This is a genomic window from Pseudomonas sp. Irchel 3H3 (assembly GCF_900187635.1).
Classification (GTDB): domain Bacteria; phylum Pseudomonadota; class Gammaproteobacteria; order Pseudomonadales; family Pseudomonadaceae; genus Aquipseudomonas.
Genome location: NZ_FYEC01000022.1, coordinates 69,572 through 91,100, shown reverse-complemented (window position 1 = coordinate 91,100; position 21,529 = coordinate 69,572). Strand labels below are relative to the sequence as shown.

Below are 21,529 nucleotides of genomic sequence, written 5' to 3'. Positions count from 1 at the left end.
GGGGGTAAACCGGCAGGACGCCGGTTTAGCCGCACTGGGCCAGGGAGGGCCCATTGCGGCGGCCCCCCAAATCAATGTCGGAGTACGGGCATGCCGAGCCTAAGCGAGGCACCGAGTGGTGGGGTAAAAGCGTTTTGCTTACTTTTGCGCTGTTCAAAAGTGAGCCGCCGTCAGGCGGAACCATAGGAGGCCGTTACCGAAGAAATGGATATGTACTCCGCCTAATCCAACCCCCCAGAGGCCGCCACGGGAGCAAGCTTCCTCGCCACAGGCCGCTACAAAGTTGTGTAGATACCTATGCCCGCGATGACGGTCCAGAGCGTACTCAGCCCGTATCGGCGCCTACAGTTCGCCGGGGAGGGGAGGCAGGTCGATTGGCTGTTTGTTGCCCTGCTTTTGCGCGCTGCGCCATGCCGCCGGGGGCATGCCGAACTGGGTGATGAACCAGCGGGTAAAGGAGCTGGCCATGGAGTAGCCAAGCATGTCGGCGATGCGTCCCAGGGTGTAGTTGGGGTTGTCCAGGTAGCGCAGCACCAGGTCGCGCCGGACCTCGTTGACCAGGTCGTTGAAGGCACAGCCATCTTCCTTGAGCCGGCGCTGCAGGGTGCGCACGTTCATGCCCTGGGTCTGGGCGATCTGCTCGATGGTCGCGCGCCCCATGGGCAGCAACAGATAGATGGCCTTGCGCACCTCAAACAACATCGAGGCGCCCTCGTGGCTCAGCAACGAGTCCAGGTAGCTCTGTGCATAGCGGGCCATGGCCGGGTCGGCATGGGGGTTGGTCATGTCCAGGCTGGCATCGGAACAGACAATGCCGTTGAACTCACTGCCGAACTCCAGGGTGCAGCCAAACAGCCGCCGATGCAGTTGCAGGTTATCGGGAGGCTGGTGGGTGAAATGCACGCGGTAAGGATGCCAATGGCTGCCGAGCAAGGCGGCGCACAGGCGGAACATCACCCCGATTGCCAGCTCAGTGGCCTGGCGCGAGGGCATGGGCGTCTCGGTGACCACTTCTTCACGAATGATCACCATCTTGCCGGCTTCTTCGATGAAAATCGCCAGCGAATCGTTCATCAGGTGCCGGTAGTGCACCACCACCTGCAAGGCATCGCGCAAGGTCCGCTGGTGGCTGAGCAACAGGCTGACCACACCGAAATCCGAGAGTTGGCGCGACTCGGCCATGCTCAGGCCGAAGGTCTGGCAGCCACTGGCCAGGGCCGAGTCTTCCAGCAGGCGCACGGCGGCATCGATCGGGATGCGCTGTTCCGGGGCGAGCAACTGGGCGCGACTGAGGCCGACCCCGGCCATCACATCGCGTGGGTTGAACCCCAGGTACTGGGTGACTTCCAGGTAGTTGGTCAAGACGGCGGCGCGAACAAGCTTGGTCATGCGGAAGTCTTTCCTGGGCCGAATGCGATGGAAGCGAGCGGGGCGACTATATCCAGCACCTGATCAATTGAACAGTTGTGAAGTCAGCACTAGTCTGCCGCCAATTGTGCTCCGGGGCAGGCGCGCTGACACCCGCCATCGGCGTCCACCCATTGATTACAGTGGGCTGGCGCGTAACCGTCGAGTTTTTTGACCAGCGGTCGTGCCAACGCCCCGGCGGCAAATTTGTCATCAAAAGAAAAGTCACTGACGTCTAATGAAAAGCACCGGGGGTAGGCGCTCTTTAATGTCAGCACTACAAAAAGCTTCTGGCGATAGAGCCAGTCGAGTCATCGAGAAAGCGTAGGTGTTGAAGTGGACAAATTGCAGACTGCCGCAACCGTTCTGATCGTACCGGGCTTGCGCGAGCACGTTGCCGAGCATTGGCAAACGTTGTTGGCCGAGCAACTTTGCAAGGTGCGCAGCGTTCCCCCACTGACCACCGACAAACTGGATTGCGCCAAGCGCGTCGAGGCGATTCAGCACGCGCTGGAGCAGATCGACGGGCCGGTGATCCTGGTGGCCCACAGTGCCGGTGTGCTGATGGTCGCGCACTGGGCCGCCCGCCACACACGTGCGATCAAGGGCGCCCTGTTGGCCGCGCCACCCGACCTCGATGCCGCCTGGCCGCAAGGCTACCCATCCCCTGAAACCTTGCGCACCCAAGGTTGGGACCCGCTACCCAATGGCCCGCTGCCGTTCCGCAGCCTGGTCGCCGCCAGCACCAATGATCACCTGGCCAGCCTACAAGCCGTGCAACGCATGGCCCAGGGCTGGGGCGCCGAACTGCGCAACATCGGCGCAGTCGGTCATCTCAACCCGGCCGCGGGCTTCGGCCCCTGGCCACAGGCCTACACCCTGATCCAGGAACTGGATCGTTAGTCCAGGCACCGCAAGACCCCGAGTCAACCGGCTATTGCCCTCATTGCTGATTAGCGTCAACCCCTGGAACAAGGGGTGACGAGAGGGCGGCTGCGCTTAAAACAACTACAAAAAGGCGGAGACACGTTAATGCACAACAATAAGAGTCACGGTTTCACCCCATCGCGTTACACCTTGCTGGCCTCGGCCATCCTCGCCGCCAGCATGCCGGTGGCCCACGGTTTTGAACTCGACACGGGGAACCCGGACTGGACCGCGCGCCTGGACAACACCGTCAAGTACAACTACGGGGTACGCACTGAAAGCGCCGACAAACGCATGTTGGCGACACCCAACAACAACGATGGCGACTACAACTTTCGCAAGGCCGGTACCAACATCAGCAACCGTATCGACCTGTTGACCGAGATGGACGTGGTCTACAAGAACAGCATGGGCTTTCGGGTCAGCGCCGCCAGCTGGTACGACAAGGCCTATGAGAACGCTGGCTCGAACTCCAATCCGTTCGTCAACGGCAACGATGCGCGCTCCGGCCTGGTGGCCAATGACCCACGCCTGGCGGGTGTCACGGGCGACAATGTCGGCAACGGCAGCCCGCACCTGAGCAACTACGCCCAGCGTTACTACACCGGGCCGTCCGGGGAAATCCTCGACGCGTTCGTGTTCTACAGCACCGAAGTGGGCGAGGAGTCGTTGCTCAGCGTCAAGGCCGGCCAGCACAACGTGTTCTGGGGCGAAACCCTGCTCAACCCGGTGCACTCGGTCAGCTACGGCCAATCGGGCCTGGACCTGGCCAAGCTGGCGGCGTCGCCGGGCACTGAAGCCAAGGAGCTGTTCGTTCCGCGTAACCAGCTGTCGATGTCGTTCACCGTGAATCCGGAGCTGACCGTCGGCGCCCAGTACTTCCTCGACTGGGACGCCGCGCGCCTGCCGGAAGCCGGCACCTACTATGGCGGCTCCGACCTCGTGGGCTTCGGCGCGCAATCCTTCCTGCTCGGCAACACCAACTCCGTGGTCCCGGGCAGCCCGCTGGGCTGTGGCCTGGCACCGTGCAACGGCTTGACCAACGTGCGTCGTGGGCATGACCTGACGCCGGGCAGCAGCGGTGATTGGGGCGTGATGGCCAAATGGTCTCCGGCCTGGCTGGACGGCACCCTCGGCGTCTACTACCGCAACACCTCGGACATCCTGCCGCAAGCCTGGTTGAACGCCACCGGGCTGAGCTCGGCCAACCCCAGCGGCACCCCGCCGACCGGGCAAGTGCCGGCCGTGATCAACACCCTCAACTCGTTGAGCACCAGTACCTACCAACTGGCCTATGCCGACAACATCCAGGTGTTTGGCCTGAGCCTGTCCAAGGACGTCGGTGGGGTGAGCGTCGGCTCGGACCTGAACATCCGCCACAACATGCCGCTGGCGAGCATTCCGGCGATTGTCAGTTCTTCCGGGCCGCTGGGCCTGGGCGCCGGCCTTGGCCTGTTGCCGGCCCGTACTGCCGCCACCGGTGTGGTCTATGACACCCCGAGCCGGGGCGACAGCATGAGCGCCACGGGCGACACCTTGCACTGGACCCTCAACGGTCTGGTGAGCCTGCCGAAAAGCCCGCTGTACGACTCGGCCAACCTGCTCGCCGAGCTGTACTACAGCAACCTGCTAAAGCTCGATGACAAAAACGAGGCGCTGTACAAGGGCAACGGCAGCTATCGCGGGATCGACGCGCCAACCCGCGACAACTGGGGCATTGCCGTCAACTTCACGCCGACCTGGTACCAGGTGTTCCCGGGCGTCGACCTCAACATGCCGCTGTCGGTCAACGTCGGTCTGGACGGTGTCTCGCCAGTCTCCGGCGGGGGCGCCAAGGACACCGGCAACTACGCAGTCGGCTTCGGCGCCGTGGCTTACAACAAATACTTTGTCGACCTCAAGTACGTCGATTCCTTCGGCAAGTCCGACAAGTGCGACAACAGCGGTTCGAGCACCGGCGCAGCCAATGCCGGCAGCGGCGACGGCTCGACCCCGAACGCCTTCAGCGGTAACGAAAACTACGCCTGCTATGGCGGGGGCTACTCAGCCTTTTCCGGTGGCGGAGCCACTACCCAAGACCGTGGTGCCCTGTACCTGACGATGAAAACCACGTTTTAACTCACGAATCGCTGACTCGAATCAGCAGGAGAATAACAAGATGAAATTCGTGCACACCGTGTTGGCCGCTTCACTGGCCCTGGTCATAGCCGGCCAGGCCCAAGCCGCCGTCTCCGCCCAGGAAGCCGCCAAGCTGGGCAGCAGCCTGACCCTGGTCGGGGCAGAAAAGGCCGGCAATGCCGATGGCTCGATTCCCGCCTACAGCGGCGGCCTGACCACGCCACCGGCCAGCTTCAAGGCCGGCGACAGCATGCGTCCGGACCCTTTTGCCGATGAGAAGCCGGTGCTGGTGATCGACGGCAAGAATGCCGAGCAGTACAAGGGCGCGCTGACGGCGACCACCCTGGAGCTGGCCAAGCGTTTCCCGACCTTTCACGTCAACGTCTACCCGACCCACCGCACCGTCACCTTGCCCAAGGCCGTGCTGGACAATGGCCTGAAGAACGCCACCGGCGCCAAGTCCCTGGACGGCGGCCTGGCCATCGACAACGTGCTGCCCGGTGTACCGTTCCCGATCCCGCAGTCGGGCAACGAGGCGATGTGGAACTTCCTGCTGCGCTACCAGGGGGTCAACATCAACTCCAAGTACGACTCCTGGAACGTCGACTCCGCCGGCGTGGCGAGCCTGGCGATCACCGGCCAGGCAATGATTTCCTACCCGATCTACGAAAACCTCGCGCAGCCCATCAGCAGTGCCGACGTGTACTACCAGATGAAGCTGTCGTACACCGGTCCTGCACGCCGGGCCGGCGAAGCGATCATGCTCAAGGACGCCGCCAACCCGCTGCAACAACCACGTCGCGCCTGGCAATACCTGCCTGGCCAGCGTCGAGTCAAGCTGGCCCCGAACCTGGCCTATGACACACCGAACCCAGGTACCGCCGGCGCGGGCACCTACGACGATGTGTTCGTGTTCAACGGGGCGCTGGACCGCTACGACTGGAAGCTGGTGGGCAAGCAGGAAATGATCGTGCCCTACAACACCTACAAGCTGACCTACGCCCAGGATCCGAAGGCGCTGGCGACCCCCAATCACCTGGCCCCGGACTATGTACGCTGGGAAAAACACCGGGTGTGGGTGGTCGAGGGCAACCTCAAGGCCGGCGCCCGGCACATCTACCAGAAACGCCGCTTCTACCTCGATGAAGACAGCTGGACCGCTCTGGCCTCAGACCAGTACGACGCCCGTGGCCAACTGTATCGCGGCTCCTTCGCGTTTCTCAGCCAGAGCTATGACAAGCAGATCCCGGATTCCACGCCTTTCATGATCTACGACCTGGTCGGTGGCTCCTACAACATCAACGGTGTGGTCGGCCCGTACGGCGGCATCAAGTACATCGAGCCACTCTCCAAGGCGCAGTGGTCGCCGGAGTCCCTGGCAGGTTCGGGCATTCGCTGATCGGCAAGGACGCCAGGTGTCAACGCCAGGCCACACGGTTGTGTGGCCTGGCGCAGTTTTTCGAAGAGGACGCGGTATGGGTTCGTACAAAAAGTACCTGCAATGGGCGCTGGGCGCCGTGCTTGCCGTTGGCCAGGGCCTGACATTGGCCGCTGGCTACGTCGATGTCCTGGACCTGCCAGCCAAAGTCAGCCCGCTGGCGGTGCGCAGCCCGTTGTCAGGCATGGCGCGGGCCGGCGAGCGACTGATCGCGGTCGGCCAGCGTGGCCATATTCTGTATTCCGACGACAGCGGCACCCACTGGCAACAAGCCGTGGTGCCGGTGAGCGCGGATCTCAACGCGGTCAGTTTTCCATCGCCAGCACAAGGCTGGGCGGTGGGTAACGACGGCGTGGTGTTGCACAGCAGCGATGCTGGGGCGAGCTGGACCAGACAACTCGACGGACGCCAGATCGGCGCCTTGCTGGTCAAGCATTACGGCGACCTGGCCAGGGCCGAGCCGGGTGACGAGCGCTGGGCGCAACTGGCAGACGAAGGCCAGCGCATGGTGGAGCAGGGCGCCGACAAGCCGTTGCTCGACGTCTGGTTCGCCAACGACCAACTCGGTTATGTGGTCGGCGTGTTCAACCTGATCCTGCGCACCGAGGATGGTGGCTTGACCTGGACGCCGTTCCAGGACCGCACCGACAACCCCCAGGGCTTTCACCTGAACGCCATCGCCTCCACCGGCGATGCGCTGTACATCGCCGGCGAGCAGGGCTTGATGCTGCGCTGGAATGAGGTCGGGCAACGCTTCGTGGCCTTGACTACGCCTTACCAGGGCAGCTTTTTCGGGGTGCTCGGCAAACCCGGCGAGGTGCTTGCCTACGGTTTGCGCGGCAACGTGCTGCGCAGTGTCGATGGCGGCCTGAGCTGGACGCCGCTGGACACGGGCCTGCACACCAGCATCACCGCCGGCCTGCTCGACACCAAGGGCCAGTACCACTTGTTCACCCAGGGCGGGCAGGTGCTGCTGAGCCAGGGGCCTGGCGCGCAGTTGCACCTGGTGCCGCAAGCCGCGCCCACACCGGTGACCGGCGCCACCCAGGCCGTCAATGGCGCGCTGGTGGTAGTGGGCAGCCGTGGTGCACGGGCGCTGTCCGGCGAATAAGACCTCGAACCCTTAGAGCGAGAACCCAGACATGGGCAATATCAAGCAAGACACCATGCCGGTCATCCGCGACGTGCGTGACTTCGACCAACGCTCCGGCAACCGCCTGGAGCGCCTGGTGTTCAACTACCGGCCGCTGTTCATGTTGTTGATGGCGCTGGCGACCCTGGTGCTGGGCTATATGGCCGCCACGCGCCTGGAGTTGCGCCCCAGCTTTGAAAAAATGATTCCGCAAAGCCAGCCCTACATCCAGAACTACCTGGAGAACCGCCAGTCCCTGCGCGGCCTGGGCAATTCGGTGCGGGTGGTGGTCGAGACCACCCAGGGCGATATCTTCGACCCGGCCTACCTGGACGTGCTCAAGCAGGTCAACGATCAGTTGTTCCTCACCGAAGGCGTCGACCGCGCCTGGATGAAGTCGTTGTGGAGCCCGGCCGTGCGCTGGACTGAAGTCACCGAGGAAGGCTTCCAGGGTGGTCCGGTGATGCCCGATACCTATGAGGGCAAGCCCGAGCAGATCGAGCAGTTGCGCCAGAACATCGCCCGGGCCGGCATCGTCGGCAGCCTGGTGGCCAGTGACTACAAGTCGAGCATGCTGATCATCCCGCTGCTGGACAAGGCCGCCGCCGGTGGCCAGCCGATCAACTACCACGCGTTCTCGCAGATGCTCGAAGAGCAACTGCGCGACAAGATCGAGTATGCCGGCGACAAGGCCGCCCACGCGTCCGGGGAGGAGGGCAAGGGCCCGTACAAGGTCCGGGTGATCGGTTTCGCCAAGCTGATGGGCGACCTGATCGATGGCCTGATCCAGGTGATGATGTTCTTCGGCCTGGCGGTAGTGACCTCGCTGCTGATCATCTACCTCTATACCCGTTGCGTGCGCAGTACCTTGCTGGTGGTTGGCTGCTCGCTGATCGCGGTGGTCTGGCAACTGGGCATCGTCGCCTGGCTGGGTTATGCCATCGACCCCTATTCAGTGCTGGTGCCGTTCCTGATCTTCGCCATTGGCGTGTCCCATGCCGCGCAGAAAATGAACGGGATCATGCAGGACATCGCCCGTGGCACCCACAAGTTGATCGCCGCGCGCTACACCTTTCGCCGCCTGTTCATTGCCGGGGTCACCGCACTGCTGGCGGACGCCGTGGGGTTCGCGGTGCTGATGCTGATCGACATCCCGGTGATCAAGGACCTGGCCATCAGCGCCAGCATTGGCGTTGCGGTGTTGATCTTTACCTCCTTATTGTTGATGCCGGTGGCGCTGTCCTATGTCGGTGTCGGCCGCAAGGCGGCCGAGCGCGCCCTGAAGATCGACACCCGGGCCGACGGCCACAAGGGCTTTGGCAAGCTGTGGGACTGGCTCGACCGTTTCACCAGCGCCAAGTGGGCCACGGGCGCAGTGCTGGTGGCCCTGGTGATGGGCATCGGCGGCTTCATGATCAGCCTGCAACTGCAGATCGGCGACCTGGAAAGTGGGGCCCCGGAGCTGCGCGCCGATTCTCGCTACAACCGCGACAACGCCTACATCACCCAGCACTACGCGCTGTCCAGCGACCTGTTCGCGGTGATGATCAAGACCGCCCCCGAAGGCTGCCTGAACTACAAGACCCTGGTACTCGCCGACCGACTGGCCTGGGAGCTGCAGCAGTCACCGGGCGTGCAGGCGACCACCTCGCTGGTCAATGCGGTGCGCCAGATCACTGCGGGCACCTATGAGGGCAACCCCAAGCTCAACAGCATCCAGCGCAACCAGGACGTCTTGAACTATGCGGCCCAGCAGGCCTCGGTCAACTCCCCGGAGTTGTTCAACACCGATTGCTCGCTGATGCCGGTGATTGCCTACCTCAAGGACCACAAGGCCCAGACCCTGGATGAGGTGGTGGCCATCGCCGATAAATTCGCCCGCGACAACAGCAGCGAAGATCGCCAGTTCCTGCTGGCCGCCGGCAGCGCCGGGATCGAGGCGGCCACCAATATCGTGGTACGCGAAGCCAATCGCAGCATGCTGCTGTATGTCTACGCGGCGGTCACGCTGTTCTGCCTGATTACCTTCCGCAGTTGGCGGGCAACCCTGGTGGCGCTGCTGCCTTTGGTACTGACCTCGATCCTTTGCGAAGCGCTGATGGTGGTCATGGGCATCGGCGTCAAGGTCGCAACGCTGCCGGTGATCGCCCTGGGTGTGGGGATCGGCGTGGACTACGCCTTGTACCTGCTCAGTGTGCAACTGCAGTACCAGCGCCAGGGCCTGCCATTGGCCCAGGCCTACCGCAATGCCGTGTCGTTCACCGGCCGGGTCGTGGGCCTGGTCGGCATCACCCTGGCCGCCGGCGTGGTGTGCTGGGTCTGGTCGCCGATCAAGTTCCAGGCGGACATGGGCATCCTGCTGACCTTCATGTTCCTGTGGAACATGCTGGGTGCGCTGATCCTGATTCCGGCCCTGTCGTACTTCCTGCTGCGAGACCCGGCGCTGGAGCGTCGGCTGGCAGCCGAAAACCTCGTGGCCCCCGCCGGTGCAACCGGTACATCCCAACGTCAGGGCACACCTGATGCACTGACAACTTGTGAGAAAGCCAACTATGTCTGATTACAAAGCCCCTTTGCGTGACATGCAGTTTGTCCTCAATGAGGTGTTCCAGGTCTCCAGGTTATGGGCGCAATTGCCGGGCCTGGCCGAGGTCATCGATCAAGAGACAGCCGCGGCGATCCTCGAGGAGGCCGGCAAGATCAGTGCGCAAGTGATCGCGCCACTCAACCGCAGCAGTGACGAGCAAGGTTGCTCCTGGGACAACGGCAAGGTGACTGCACCCCAGGGGTTCGCCGAGGCGTACCAGGCATTTGCCGAAGGTGGCTGGGTGGGTGTTGGCGGCGATCCGCAGTTTGGTGGCATGGGCATGCCCAAGGCGATTTCGGCCCAGGTCGAGGAGATGGTCAACTCGGCCAGCCTGTCGTTTGGCCTGTACCCGATGCTGACTGCCGGCGCTTGCCTGTCGATCAATGCCCATGCCAGCCAGGCGCTCAAGCAACGTTATCTGCCGAACATGTACGCCGGCACCTGGACCGGTTCGATGTGCCTGACCGAAGCCCATGCGGGCACCGACCTGGGGCTGATTCGCACCCGCGCCGAGCCGGCAGCCGATGGCAGTTACCGGATCAGCGGCAGCAAGATCTTCATCACCGGCGGTGAGCACGACCTGACCGAGAACATCATCCACCTGGTGCTGGCGCGACTGCCGGATGCACCCGCCGGGCCCAAGGGCATTTCCCTGTTCCTGGTGCCCAAGGTGCTGGTCAACGACGATGGCTCACTGGGCGCCAGCAACGCGCTGTCGTGCGGCTCGATCGAGCACAAGATGGGCATCAAGGCTTCCGCCACCTGCGTGATGAACTTCGACGGCGCCACCGGTTGGATCGTCGATGCGCCGAACAAGGGCCTGGCCGCGATGTTCACCATGATGAACTACGAGCGCTTGGGCGTGGGTATCCAGGGCCTGGCGTTGGGTGAACGCTCCTACCAGAACGCGGTCGAGTATGCCCGCGATCGCTTGCAGAGCCGCGCACCAACGGGGCCGCAGGCTACCGACAAGGTCGCCGACCCGATCATCGTGCATGCGGATGTGCGACGCATGTTGCTGACCATGAAAGCCCTCAACGAGGGTGGCCGGGCCTTTTCCAGCTACGTCGCGCTGCAACTGGACACTGCCAAGTACAGCGAAGATTCGGCAACCCGCACTCGCGCCCAGGAGCTGGTGTCCTTGCTGACGCCGGTGGCCAAGGCGTTCCTCACCGACATGGGCCTGGAAACCACGGTGCACGGCCAGCAGGTCTTCGGCGGCCACGGCTACATCCGCGAGTGGGGGCAGGAGCAACTGGTGCGTGATGTGCGGATCACCCAGATCTACGAAGGCACCAACGGCATTCAGTCCCTGGACCTGGCTGGACGCAAGATCGTCGGCAGCGGCGGGGCGCTGTACCGCCTGTTTGCTGCAGAAATTCGCCACTTCATCGCCAATGCCGGGACCGGGACCGACATGGGCAAGTTCTGCAAGCCGCTGGGCGCCGCCGTCGACAACCTCGACGAACTGACCGCCTGGCTGCTGGATCGGGCGCAGGACAATCCGAATGAAATCGGCGCGGCCTCGGTGGAATACCTGCAAGTGTTCGGCTACACCGCCTACGCCTATATGTGGGCGCTGATGGCCCAGGCGGCCATGGGCAAGGCCCATGAAGACGAGTTCTATGCCAGCAAGCTTTGCACCGCGCGTTTCTATTTCGCCCGCCTGTTGCCGCGCATCCATTCGTTGAGCGCCTCGGTCAGGGCCGGTAGCGCCTGCCTGTATGAACTGCCAGCCACGCAGTTCTGATTGAACGGACAAGGAACCCCAGCATGATCGCGACAAAAATCATTCCACCGGCCGCCGGCGCCTATGCCTATCCTCTGCTGATCAAGCAGTTGCTGCTGTCCGGGGTGCGCTACGAGCCAGGGCGGGAAATCGTCTACGCCGACAAACTGCGCTACAGCTACCAGACCCTCAATAAGCGGATCCGCCGCCTGGCCAACGCCTTGACCGCCGCCGGCGTCAAGGCCGGGGACACCGTGGCCTTGCTCGACTGGGACAGCCACCGCTACCTGGAGTGTTTCTTTGCCGTGCCGATGATCGGCGCGGTACTGCACACCGTGAACATTCGCCTGTCGGCGGAGCAGGTGCTCTTCACCATGAACCACGCCGAGGATGACCTGGTGCTGGTGCATGACGACTTCCTGCCCCTGGTCGAACAGTTGCAAGGGCAACTGACGACGGTCAAAGGTTACCTGCAACTGACCGACGAGACGGCAGCCGACACCTGCCTGCCGGTGGTGGGGGAGTACGAGCAACTGCTGGCCGAGGCCGCGGACCAGTACGACTTCCCCGACTTCGATGAAAACTCGGTGGCGACGCTGTTCTACACCACGGGCACCACCGGCGACCCGAAAGGCGTGTATTTCACCCACCGCCAACTGGTGCTGCACACCCTCAATGCGGTGGGCACCCTGGGGGTCTATCAAGGCCTGCCGCTGTTGCGCTCCGATGATGTGTACATGCCCATCACCCCTATGTTCCATGTGCATGCCTGGGGCGTGCCCTATGTCGCCACACTCATGGGCCTCAAGCAGGTGTACCCGGGGCGCTATGAGCCCAATCGCCTGGTGCAGTTGTACCGTGAGGAGAAGGTCACGTTTTCCCACTGTGTGCCGACCATTTTGCAGATGATCCTCAACTGCGAGGCCGGCAAGCACAGTCGTTTTGATGGCTGGAAGATGCTCCTCGGCGGCAGTGCGCTGACCCTGGGCATTGCCAGCGAAGCCAGCGCCAGGGGCATCCAGGTGCACAGTGGCTACGGCATGTCGGAAACCTGCCCGGTGCTCTGCACCACCTACCTGCGCACCGAGGATCTGCAGCAACCGATGCAGGACCAACTGGCAACGCGCATCAAGACCGGGGTGCCGGTGCCAATGGTCGACCTGAAAATCATCGATGCCGCAGGCAATGATGTGCCCCACGACGGTGAAGCCCAGGGCGAAATCGTGGTGCGCGCACCCTGGTTGACCCAGGGTTATCTGAAGGAGCCGCAAAAGGGCGCCGAACTGTGGCAGGGCGGTTGGCTGCACACTGGCGATATGGCATCGATCGATGCCATGGGCGGTGTGGAAATCAAGGACCGGATCAAGGATGTGATCAAGACGGGCGGGGAGTGGATCAGTTCCCTGGAGCTGGAAAGCCTGATCAGCGAGCACACGGCAGTGATGTCGGTGGCAGTGGTGGGCATTGTCGACGAGCAGTGGGGTGAACGGCCCATGGCCCTGGTGGTGTGCGAGCCCGGGCATTACCTCGACCGCAAGATCCTCGAAGCGCACTTGCAGAGCTTTGTCGACATCGGGCGGATCAACAAGTGGGCGATCCCCAAGCAATTCAAGTTCGTCAGCGAGATCCCCAAGACCAGCGTCGGCAAGATCAACAAGAAGCTGATCCGCGAGCAAGCAACCAGCTGAAACCTGGGTGGCCGCTGCCGGCGGTCACTCCGTTGCCGCCGGTTTGGCCAGGGAGATGCCGGCGGCTGAAAGGCGCTTGAGGATCTCGAACAGCAGGTCGCTCTTGATCTTGCCGACAACTCTCGGGCTGCTGACATAGCCGGTGACGGTCAGGGTGATGCCGTCGGGCGTCAACTTGCTGAAGCGCACGAAGGGGGCAGGGTGGTCGAGGATGTTCTCGTGTTCGCAGTAGGTGTTGAACAGCAGGTCGTTGACTTGCTCGGGATCGATATCCAGCGCGAAGGTCAGCTCCAGCGTTGCCACCCCCTGGGCGCTACCGCCCAGGGTCACGTTGCGCAGGTTCTGGGAAATCAGCTGGGAATTGGGGACGATCACTATGGAGCGGTCGCTGAGCTGGATTTCCGTGGCCCTGACATTGATCCGCCGAATGTCGCCTTCGACCCCGCTGATACTGATCAAGTCGCCGACCTTGACCGGGCGCTCGGTCAGCAGGATCAAGCCGGAGACGAAATTCTTGACGATCTCCTGCAAACCAAAACCAATGCCCACCGACAATGCACTGACGATCCAGGCCAGGTTGGTCCACTGCACGCCCAGCGATGACAGGGTGAGCAGAATCACCAGGGCGTAACCGATATTGGCAAACAGCGTGCTCAGGGACGCACACATGCCGGGGTCCATCGCGGTCTTGGGCAGGAACTCGTTGTCCAGCCAGCGGCGCAGTGAGCGGATCAGGTAGATGCCAATCAACAACGCCAGCACCGCGTTGAGCAAGTGCCCGGGAATGATGTTCAGTTTGCGCAAGCCCGCACCGCCGAGAATCTCCAGGGCCTGGGCAAACAGTTGGCCGAAGGTGGTGCCCACGCCGCCCACCAGCAGCGCAATCAAGGCGAACAACAGCATGCTCGCGCGGCCAACCCCCGACAGCACAGTCGAAACCTGCTCCAGGCGTGCATCGCCAATCCCCAGCAACTGCTTGAGCGCCTTGCCGCTGGCTTGCCTGGGGGAAAACAGGTACTCGCAAAGGTCCTTGAACAGCTGTATCAGCAGGTAGAAACCGGAGAACACAATGAAGATCCAGACCATTTCATAGGTGATGAACCGGGCCAGCGAGATGTAGCCAATCAACAGCGCCAGCATGGAGACCACGATCGCCAGGCTGGCGAACGCGTACATCAGCCCGGCCAGGGTGGTGCCGGCCTCCGGGGCCTCACCGCTGGCGGCCACGGCCCGGCGGATCTTGCTGGTGCGCAACAGCAGGATCGCAAGGATCAGGGTCACGATCAGCGCAGTCACCCCACGCCCGAAAATCACCGCCTGGGGGCTCATACCGCTGACGTTGGCGATCTGCGACAGCGTCACCAGGACCAGCAGCACGCCCGCCAGGATCTGCGGAAAGTGTTCCATCGCCAGGGCCACAGGGTCGGCAATCGCCGGCAGTCGCCAGGAAGGATGGCGGGTCGAAAGCAAGGCGCGGCTCAGGCCGGTAATCAGCACGCAGGTGTACACCAGCTTTTCGATTTCTTCGGCCAGGCTTTGCAGCATTGGGGTCAATGGCAGTTGCCGCGTCACCGCATAAAACAGCAACTGCAAGGCGCAGGCAGCGGTCAGCAACGTGGCCAGGATCGACGCCAGTGCCAGGGAACTACGGCGCAACCGGCCTTCGGGCATGCGATGAATGCACACCCAGAACAGCCCCCGCTCAGCGACGCTGCGGCCCAGGGTCCAGACCGCCAGTGCCAGCAGCAGCAACAGACTGCTGACCAGGCGCTGGCCCGGCTGCCACACCGAGGCCAGGGTGGCGCCAATCTCCTGCAGCACCGCACTGAGCCGTTGCCGGTCCGTAGCTTGCGGAGCAATCAACGGCCGCCAGAAATTCGGGCTGAGGATACTGTTGATACGCTGCGTCACTTCGCTTTCCAGCAGGCTGCGGCGCAGGGCGGCAATCTGGGTGGTCAGCTCGGTGGCACTGGCCTTGAGCCCGGCCAGGGCTTTCAAACTGCTGTCGAGCTTGTCTTTCTGCTCGATGATATGGATGCGCTGGATCGCAATGTCGGTATTTTCCGGCGCCTGTTCGTCAGCGGAGGCGGGGCCCAGTACCCCCAATTGGGCCTGGAGCTGGGCCTGCACCGGCAGCAGCGCCGACTGCTGCCGCTCGACGTCGTTGAGGTAGGTCTGAATCAAATCCTGCAGGCTGACCAGTTGGGACAGGGTGTCGGCCAGCGACACCTGCTGCTTGAGGCCATCGAGCCGGGCCTGCAAGCCCGGCAACTCATTCTGCGCAACGACGAACGTCGCCTGATCAGCCTTGGCCACCAGGCTGGCTGGGCTGGAGTCCGCGGCCGAGGCAATGGACCCCGACCCGCACAGGACGAGCACCAGCAACCACATCGATTTCCACGCATTGCCCATAGCTGCGCCCGGTCCTGTGGTGAATCACTTGCCCTGGGGCTCAGAACCGTTCGGCGATGTATTTGAACGGATAGTTGATAGTCTTGTACTCGCCGACCTTGCGCTTGGGCAGCCTGACTCGTGGTTGCTTGATGGCTTCGTAGGGAATGTGCTCCAGCAGGTGAGTGATCACATTCAGCCGCACCGACTTCTTGTTCTCCGAGCGGGCCACATGCCAGGGCGCCCACCCCGAATCGGTAGCCTGGAACATCTCGTCGCGCGCACGGGTGTATTCATCCCAACGGTTGTAGGACTTGATATCCATGGGCGAGAGTTTCCAGGTCTTGCGCCCGTCGGTGATGCGCTCCTTGAGGCGACGGCTTTGTTCCTCCGGACTGACCTCCAGCCAGTACTTGAACAGCAGGATGCCGGAGTTGACCATCAGCCGCTCGTAACCCGGCGTCAGCTCAAGGAACCCGCGCGCCTGATCCTCGGTGCAAAACCCCATGACCCGCTCCACACCCGCGCGGTTGTACCAACTGCGGTCGAAAATCACCACTTCGCCAGCGGACGGCATGTGCGGCATATAGCGCTGCAGGTACATCTGCGATTTTTCCCGCTCCGACGGAGCAGGCAAGGCCACCACCCGAAAGATCCGCGGGCTCACGCGCTCAGTCAGCGCCTTGATCGTGCCGCCTTTGCCCGCACCATCACGGCCTTCAAACACAATGACCACCTTGGCCCCCGTGGCAACCACCCATTGCTGCAACTTCACCAGCTCGACGTGCAGGGCGGCAAGTTGCTTCTCGTAGTCCTTGCGACCGAGCGGCGCGGGAGGCTGCGCTTTCGCAAGCGCCTGTTTCTTCTTGCTCATTAACCAAACTCCGATAAGGATCCGAACTCAAGCGTAGTCAGGATAACCGCACAACGCTAACTGCACCGGACATAGATCAGTAACTGTGGAGTAGGGTGATCGGAAACGACTCAACGCCCACTGATATATAACTCAACTAAATAGACCTTTAGTTGAGTTATAAGTTATAGGAATATCAAGGGCAGGACACACCCCGCATTTAATGGATGAACGCTTAAGATGCTCCCTATTATGTAGGAGCGAGCTCGCTCGCGAAGAACATCAACGATAACGCGCAAATGCAGTAAATCCCCATCCATCACCAGCACAACGAACCCGGAAATTGTGGAATAGGGAAATAGCCAACATCGTCAAAAAAGCCGAAAAACTGCTATTTCCTACAGCAGCCGAAACCACGAAAGGCCCGAAATACAGGGCTTCCAGCGCCTTCAAGTGCATACCAGCAGAACAAATACGGATAAGCGTTCACACGAAGAACCGAGGTCCATATCAATCAGGCTCGGCGCCATGACTGCCACAGAACGGCAACACACGCTGGACGTTGCGGATGGCAAAGACGGATCTACGCCCCAGGATGGTTGAACCCGTAACCACGGCGATCCAGGGCAATCGTAAGACCCCGGGAGTTTTTCATTGCGTACACAACAGACACCCAGGCCGACGGCTAAGCACGTAAGCGCCATAAACCAATTCATAACCTGGCAGGTAAAGCAGCCACAGCTGGAACTGACGAGCGCCCAACAGCGCGAAACTATCCAACGTGGTGCTGATGAAAGTACTGAGATCGTCGTTGGTCAAGGTAGCGGATCATCACCAGGAACGTGGTGCACAAGAGGCATTGGGATTGCCAGTGACATCGCAAGGCAGCAAGCTGGACCTGGGGGGCTGATTAGAAGGTAGTGCCTGTCTTCAAATCTGACCTCCAGAGCCCCTGGGCTCCCCATACAATACTTCGCATAATGTATATTATGTTAAATGAAGTATATGTTCATCGCACACCACTTCGCAAACCGTCATACAACTCCACAAATCTGCGGACGATTTCCCTCACGCCGATCCTCAACCGACCTAGCCGCCCACGCGACCAGATCGGCATTACTCAACACAACCCCGTTAACCGTGACAAGCCCTCGCCAACATCATTCGCGCTCTACCCAGCACCGGCGCATCGACCATTGCTCCATCAATCTTGAACGCGGCCTCACCAGACTCAGCCGCGCTGACCACGCGTTGCGCCCACGCTATTTCTTCAGCACTGGGTGCCAGCGCAGCATGCACCACCGGCACCTGGCGTGGATGGATGCACAAGGCGCCAGCCATGCCCATGTCGCCGCCACGGCGCATGAACTCGGCCAGTCCGCTGTCGTCCTCGAAGGCTGGATAGACGCTGTCCATTGGCGGTTGCAGGTGGTTCACCCGCGAATGCAGCAACAGCGTAAAACGGGTCTGGTCGAACACGGTTTCAGCGCCTGGGCTGCCAGGTTTTAAACCCAGGTCAAGCGCGAGGTCGAGCGCCCCGAACGTCAATCGCTGCACGCCGGCACACGATGCAATGGCGCCTATTGAAAGCACGCCCAGAGCGCTCTCGATGATCGGCCAAACAAGTTTCCCGCTGCTTGCAACGTGGTGCACCTGGGCTGCAGATTCGGCCTTTGGCAGCACAATTGCGATCACTCCAGGCTGCTGGCGACAGAGCTCCAGGTCAGCTTCATGTTCAGCGGTTCCCGCCGCATTGATCCGTAGCAGAACGCGGGCATCCGGCTGCTGCTGGAAGAAAGCCGCCAGATGCTCACGGGCCGATGCTTTATCCGCCTGAGCCACCGCATCTTCGAAATCGACAATCACCACGTCGGCACCACTGGCCAACGCCTTGGCAAAACGCTCAGGACGGTTGCCCGGCACAAACAGCGCCGAGCGCACCAACAGACTGGACATAAATACGCCTCCCTCAACCGTTTTGGACAATGCCTGCTTCGCTCAGGCGTTGAATGTCTACTGCGCTGTAACCCAGCTCGGCGAGGACGGCGCAGCTGTGCTCACCCAGCCCCGGTACCGCCGCCATGCGCGGTGCAAATGCGTTGCTGTTGGCCGGCGGCAACAGCGTCGGCAGGTTGCCTACCGGGCTGGCGACTTCTGTCCAGCGGCCTCGTGCCTTGAGCTGCGGATGCTCCCAGACACCCGACATATCGTTGACCTGGGCGTTGGCGATTTGCGCGGCATCCAGTCTTTCGATAATGGTCGCGGCGTCCAGCTGTGCGAAGACATCGAGGATGATCGCGCGCAAGGCCTGGCGGTTGTCCGAGCGTTTGAAATTGGCGCTGAAGCGTTCGTCGTCTCGCAGCTCGGGACGTTGAAGCACTCGTTCGCAGAATTGCCCCCATTCGCGCTCGTTTTGCAGGCCGATCATCACCGTACCGCCGTCGCCTGACGGGAACGGTCCATAGGGATAAATCGTCGCGTGGGACGCGCCTGTGCGCTGCGGCGGCGTGGCGTCTTCGAAGGCGTAGTACAGCGGGAAGCCCATCCATTCCACCAGGCTTTCCAGCATCGAAATCTCGACACGACTGCCCTGCCCGGTCCTGCCCCGCAGCAGCAGTGCCGAGAGAATGCCGCTGTAGGCGTACATGCCGGCAGAAATGTCGGCGATCGAGCAACCCGCCTTGGCCATGCCCTCCTCCGCGGCGTTACCGGTCACGGAGAGAAAGCCGCTTTCGCTCTGGATCAGCAGGTCGTAGGCCTTCTTGTCCTGGTAAGTGCCGCCTTCGCCATAGCCGGAAATGTCGCAGACAATCAGTAGCGGGTAGTCCTTGTGCAGTGCCTCGAACGATAAGCCCATACGCGCGGCGGCGCCCGGTGCAAGGTTCTGTACCAGCACGTCCGCTTGCTGCAAGAGTTGCTCGAGAATGACTTGGGCTTCCTGCTGTTTGAGATCAAGCGCGAGGCTTTCTTTCGAGCGATTGGTCCAGACGAAATGCGAGGCCATGCCGCGCACGCGCTGGTCATAGCCACGGGCGAAGTCGCCGCTGCCAGGACGCTCGACCTTGATCACCCGTGCACCGAGATCCGCCAGTTGCCGCGTGCAGAATGGCGCGGCGATCGCGTGTTCCAGACTGACAACGGTAATGCCATCGAGAGGGCGTAGATTCAGGGTCTTATCAGTCATGAATAGGGCCCTCAAAAGCTGCGCGGCAGTTCGAGCAGGTGCTCGGCGACGTAGGACAGGATCAGGTTGGTCGAGATCGGCGCGACCTGGTACAGGCGTGTTTCGCGGAATTTGCGCTCGACGTCGTACTCGCAGGCGAAACCGAAACCGCCGTGGGTTTGCAGGCACGCATTGGCGGCTTCCCATGAAGCCTTCGCGGCCAGGTACTTGGCCATGTTGGCGCTGGCGCCAGCGTTGATCCCGCTGTCGTACTCTTCACAAGCACGCCAGCGCATCAGGTCGGCCGCTTCGATTTCGATATGAGCCTCGGCAATCGGGAATTGCACGCCCTGGTTCTGCCCGATGGGACGACCAAACACCACGCGGTCGCGGGCATAAGCGCTGGCCTTCTCGACGAACCAGCGACCGTCGCCGATGCACTCGGCCGCGATCAGGGTGCGCTCGGCGTTCAGGCCGTCGAGGATGTATTTGAAGCCCTTGCCCTCCTCCCCGATCAGGCTGTCGGCAGGAATCTGGAGGTTGTCGAAGAACAACTCGTTGGTCTCGTGGTTGACCATGTTGGCGATCGGCTGCACGGTCAGGCCGTTGCCGATGGCTTCACGCAGGTCGACCAGGAAAATCGACATGCCCTCGGACTTTTTCTTCACCTGCGCCAGCGGCGTAGTGCGCGCCAGCAGGATCATCAGGTCGGAATGCTGGATGCGTGAGATCCACACCTTTTGCCCGTTGATCACATACTTGTCGCCCTTGCGCACGGCGCTGGTCTTGATTTTTGTGGTGTCGGTCCCGGTGGTAGGCTCGGTGACGCCCATCGATTGCAGGCGTAATTCGCCGCTGGCGAGTTTCGGCAGGTAATAGCTTTTCTGCGCCTCGCTGCCGTTTCGCAGCAGGGTGAACATGTTGTACATCTGCCCGTGCACAGTGCCGGAGTTACCACCGCAACGGTTGACTTCCTCGAGGATCACCGAGGCTTCGGCAAGGCCCAGGCCCGAGCCGCCGTATTGCACCGGGATCATCGCCGCCAGCCAACCGGCCTTGGTCAATGTCTCGACGAAGTCTTCCGGGAAGCCTTTTTGCTCGTCGATTCCACGCCAGTAGGCGGCATCGAATTCAGCGCACAACGCACGCACACCTTCTCGGATCGCATTGAGTTCATCACTGTGGGGATTCATCGATTTTCCTCGGTTCTTGTTAGGGGGTTGCCAGGCAAAAGCAACCCATCAGTCGAAAGTCAGTTCGGCGCGTTGGGCTATTCCGGCCTCGTTGCCGGCCCACAGTTCAGCTTTGCCGGGCGCGTAGAGACGCCCGCCAACGATGAAGGGTTGCGGCGAAATCAGCGGTCGGATGCCGCGATATTCAAAGCGACGGATATTTGCCTGCGGATTGGCCCGGCAAAAGGCGCGCAGGTTGAGTGTGGCGATCAGAGGTCCTTGCACCACCAGGCTGGGGTAGCCTTCGGTTTCCGTGACATAAGGCCAGTCGTAGTGGATGCGATGGCCGTTGAACGTCACGGCGCTGTAGCGAAACAACAAGGTCGGCGTGGGCGTGACCGACTCCTGCCAACCCGCCAGGGGCAACGCTTCGCCACTGTCGAGTTTGGGTGGGGTCGGATCGCGGTAGACAATGTCCTGCTCCTCGCGAATCGCCAGTTGCCCGTCCTGCATGTAGTCATGACGCAGGGTTGCGAACAGCAGCGAGCCGCTGCGTCCGGTCTTTTCCTCGACCTTCAATACGGTCGTGATACGGGTGGCTTCAGCGCCGACGCGCAGTGGTTGCACAAACTCCACGCGTCCGCCCGCCCACATTCGGTTGCGATTCTGCGCAGGCGGCAGGATTCCACCCCGGGCCGGATGGCCGTCGTCACCAAGACCAGCCTCATCTACCGCAGGTTGAAAGAATGCCCAATGCCACAGCGCCGGCAATGCTTGGCCCGCAGCAGGAGGTTTTTCGCCCAACGTTGCAGCGATGCGCTTGACCAGGCTGACGCTCAGATGCTCAGTCGTCTGTTCGCTGCGCCCGATCAAGGCGGCATAGGGGGAGTCGGTCATGGAGTTCATGCACAAAAATCCTGTCAG

The 21,529-nt window shown here is 61.9% G+C and carries 14 protein-coding genes; 7 read left to right on the top strand and 7 right to left on the bottom strand.

Features of this window, described 5'->3' with window-relative positions:
• Window positions 1-342: 342 nt before the first annotated feature.
• Window positions 343-1,389 carry an AraC family transcriptional regulator gene (locus CKW24_RS21050; RefSeq protein ID WP_095170093.1) on the bottom strand — a complete coding sequence of 349 codons (1,047 nt, stop codon included), beginning with the start codon at window positions 1,387-1,389 and terminating at the stop codon, window positions 343-345.
• Window positions 1,390-1,743: 354 nt separating this feature from the next.
• Here CKW24_RS21050 and CKW24_RS21045 point away from each other — a divergent pair, with 354 nt between their 5' ends.
• The 7 genes from CKW24_RS21045 (at window position 1,744) to CKW24_RS21015 (ending at window position 13,026) form a co-directional block, all read left to right on the top strand.
• Window positions 1,744-2,310 carry an alpha/beta hydrolase gene (locus tag CKW24_RS21045; protein WP_095170092.1) on the top strand — a complete coding sequence of 189 codons (567 nt, stop codon included), beginning with the start codon at window positions 1,744-1,746 and terminating at the stop codon, window positions 2,308-2,310.
• Window positions 2,311-2,439: 129 nt separating this feature from the next.
• Window positions 2,440-4,452, top strand: a complete 2,013-nt coding sequence (locus tag CKW24_RS21040; RefSeq protein WP_095170091.1) for a DUF1302 domain-containing protein — start codon at window positions 2,440-2,442, stop codon at window positions 4,450-4,452.
• Window positions 4,453-4,492: 40 nt separating this feature from the next.
• Window positions 4,493-5,851, top strand: coding sequence for a DUF1329 domain-containing protein (locus CKW24_RS21035; protein WP_095170090.1), 1,359 nt, complete (start codon window positions 4,493-4,495; stop codon window positions 5,849-5,851).
• A gap of 76 nt (window positions 5,852-5,927) precedes the next feature.
• Entirely contained in the window at window positions 5,928-7,001 is a 1,074-nt protein-coding gene (locus CKW24_RS21030; RefSeq protein WP_095170089.1) for a YCF48-related protein, read from the top strand.
• Window positions 7,002-7,032: 31 nt separating this feature from the next.
• Entirely contained in the window at window positions 7,033-9,582 is a 2,550-nt protein-coding gene (locus CKW24_RS21025; RefSeq protein ID WP_095170088.1) for an RND family transporter, read from the top strand.
• Window positions 9,575-11,359 carry an acyl-CoA dehydrogenase C-terminal domain-containing protein gene (locus tag CKW24_RS21020; protein ID WP_095170087.1) on the top strand — a complete coding sequence of 595 codons (1,785 nt, stop codon included), beginning with the start codon at window positions 9,575-9,577 and terminating at the stop codon, window positions 11,357-11,359. Before CKW24_RS21025 ends, CKW24_RS21020 begins: the two co-directional genes overlap by 8 nt.
• 23 nt (window positions 11,360-11,382) lie before the next feature.
• Complete coding sequence (locus CKW24_RS21015; protein WP_095170086.1) at window positions 11,383-13,026, top strand: fatty acid--CoA ligase; 1,644 nt, start codon at window positions 11,383-11,385, stop codon at window positions 13,024-13,026.
• A 24-nt stretch (window positions 13,027-13,050) separates the two neighbouring features.
• Here CKW24_RS21015 and CKW24_RS21010 read toward each other — a convergent pair whose 3' ends face one another.
• From CKW24_RS21010 to CKW24_RS20985, 6 genes are all read right to left on the bottom strand, one after another.
• Entirely contained in the window at window positions 13,051-15,438 is a 2,388-nt protein-coding gene (locus tag CKW24_RS21010; protein ID WP_095170085.1) for a DUF3772 domain-containing protein, read from the bottom strand.
• Window positions 15,439-15,478: 40 nt separating this feature from the next.
• Entirely contained in the window at window positions 15,479-16,291 is an 813-nt protein-coding gene (gene ppk2 / locus CKW24_RS21005) for a polyphosphate kinase 2 (RefSeq protein ID WP_095170084.1), read from the bottom strand.
• A 1,113-nt stretch (window positions 16,292-17,404) separates the two neighbouring features.
• Complete coding sequence (locus tag CKW24_RS21000; protein ID WP_095170083.1) at window positions 17,405-18,226, bottom strand: CoA ester lyase; 822 nt, start codon at window positions 18,224-18,226, stop codon at window positions 17,405-17,407.
• A gap of 13 nt (window positions 18,227-18,239) precedes the next feature.
• Window positions 18,240-19,454, bottom strand: coding sequence for a CaiB/BaiF CoA-transferase family protein (locus tag CKW24_RS20995; RefSeq protein ID WP_095170082.1), 1,215 nt, complete (start codon window positions 19,452-19,454; stop codon window positions 18,240-18,242).
• A gap of 11 nt (window positions 19,455-19,465) precedes the next feature.
• Window positions 19,466-20,626 carry an acyl-CoA dehydrogenase family protein gene (locus CKW24_RS20990; protein ID WP_095170081.1) on the bottom strand — a complete coding sequence of 387 codons (1,161 nt, stop codon included), beginning with the start codon at window positions 20,624-20,626 and terminating at the stop codon, window positions 19,466-19,468.
• A 48-nt stretch (window positions 20,627-20,674) separates the two neighbouring features.
• Window positions 20,675-21,502 (bottom strand): MaoC family dehydratase N-terminal domain-containing protein, encoded by an 828-nt coding sequence (locus CKW24_RS20985; protein ID WP_095170096.1) that lies wholly within the window; start codon window positions 21,500-21,502, stop codon window positions 20,675-20,677.
• Window positions 21,503-21,529: the final 27 nt, after the last annotated feature.

Bases quoted from the DNA above. Each gene is read 5' to 3' on its own strand.
- CKW24_RS21050 (WP_095170093.1), bottom strand. From the start codon at position 1,389: ATGACCAAGCTTGTTCGCGCCGCCGTCTTGACCAACTACCTGGAAGTC.
- CKW24_RS21040 (WP_095170091.1), top strand. From the start codon at position 2,440: ATGCACAACAATAAGAGTCACGGTTTCACCCCATCGCGTTACACCTTG.
- CKW24_RS21035 (WP_095170090.1), top strand. From the start codon at position 4,493: ATGAAATTCGTGCACACCGTGTTGGCCGCTTCACTGGCCCTGGTCATA.
- CKW24_RS21030 (WP_095170089.1), top strand. From the start codon at position 5,928: ATGGGTTCGTACAAAAAGTACCTGCAATGGGCGCTGGGCGCCGTGCTT.
- CKW24_RS21025 (WP_095170088.1), top strand. From the start codon at position 7,033: ATGGGCAATATCAAGCAAGACACCATGCCGGTCATCCGCGACGTGCGT.
- CKW24_RS21020 (WP_095170087.1), top strand. From the start codon at position 9,575: ATGTCTGATTACAAAGCCCCTTTGCGTGACATGCAGTTTGTCCTCAAT.
- CKW24_RS21015 (WP_095170086.1), top strand. From the start codon at position 11,383: ATGATCGCGACAAAAATCATTCCACCGGCCGCCGGCGCCTATGCCTAT.
- CKW24_RS21010 (WP_095170085.1), bottom strand. From the start codon at position 15,438: ATGGGCAATGCGTGGAAATCGATGTGGTTGCTGGTGCTCGTCCTGTGC.
- ppk2 (WP_095170084.1), bottom strand. From the start codon at position 16,291: ATGAGCAAGAAGAAACAGGCGCTTGCGAAAGCGCAGCCTCCCGCGCCG.
- CKW24_RS21000 (WP_095170083.1), bottom strand. From the start codon at position 18,226: ATGTCCAGTCTGTTGGTGCGCTCGGCGCTGTTTGTGCCGGGCAACCGT.
- CKW24_RS20995 (WP_095170082.1), bottom strand. From the start codon at position 19,454: ATGACTGATAAGACCCTGAATCTACGCCCTCTCGATGGCATTACCGTT.
- CKW24_RS20990 (WP_095170081.1), bottom strand. From the start codon at position 20,626: ATGAATCCCCACAGTGATGAACTCAATGCGATCCGAGAAGGTGTGCGT.
- CKW24_RS20985 (WP_095170096.1), bottom strand. From the start codon at position 21,502: ATGACCGACTCCCCCTATGCCGCCTTGATCGGGCGCAGCGAACAGACG.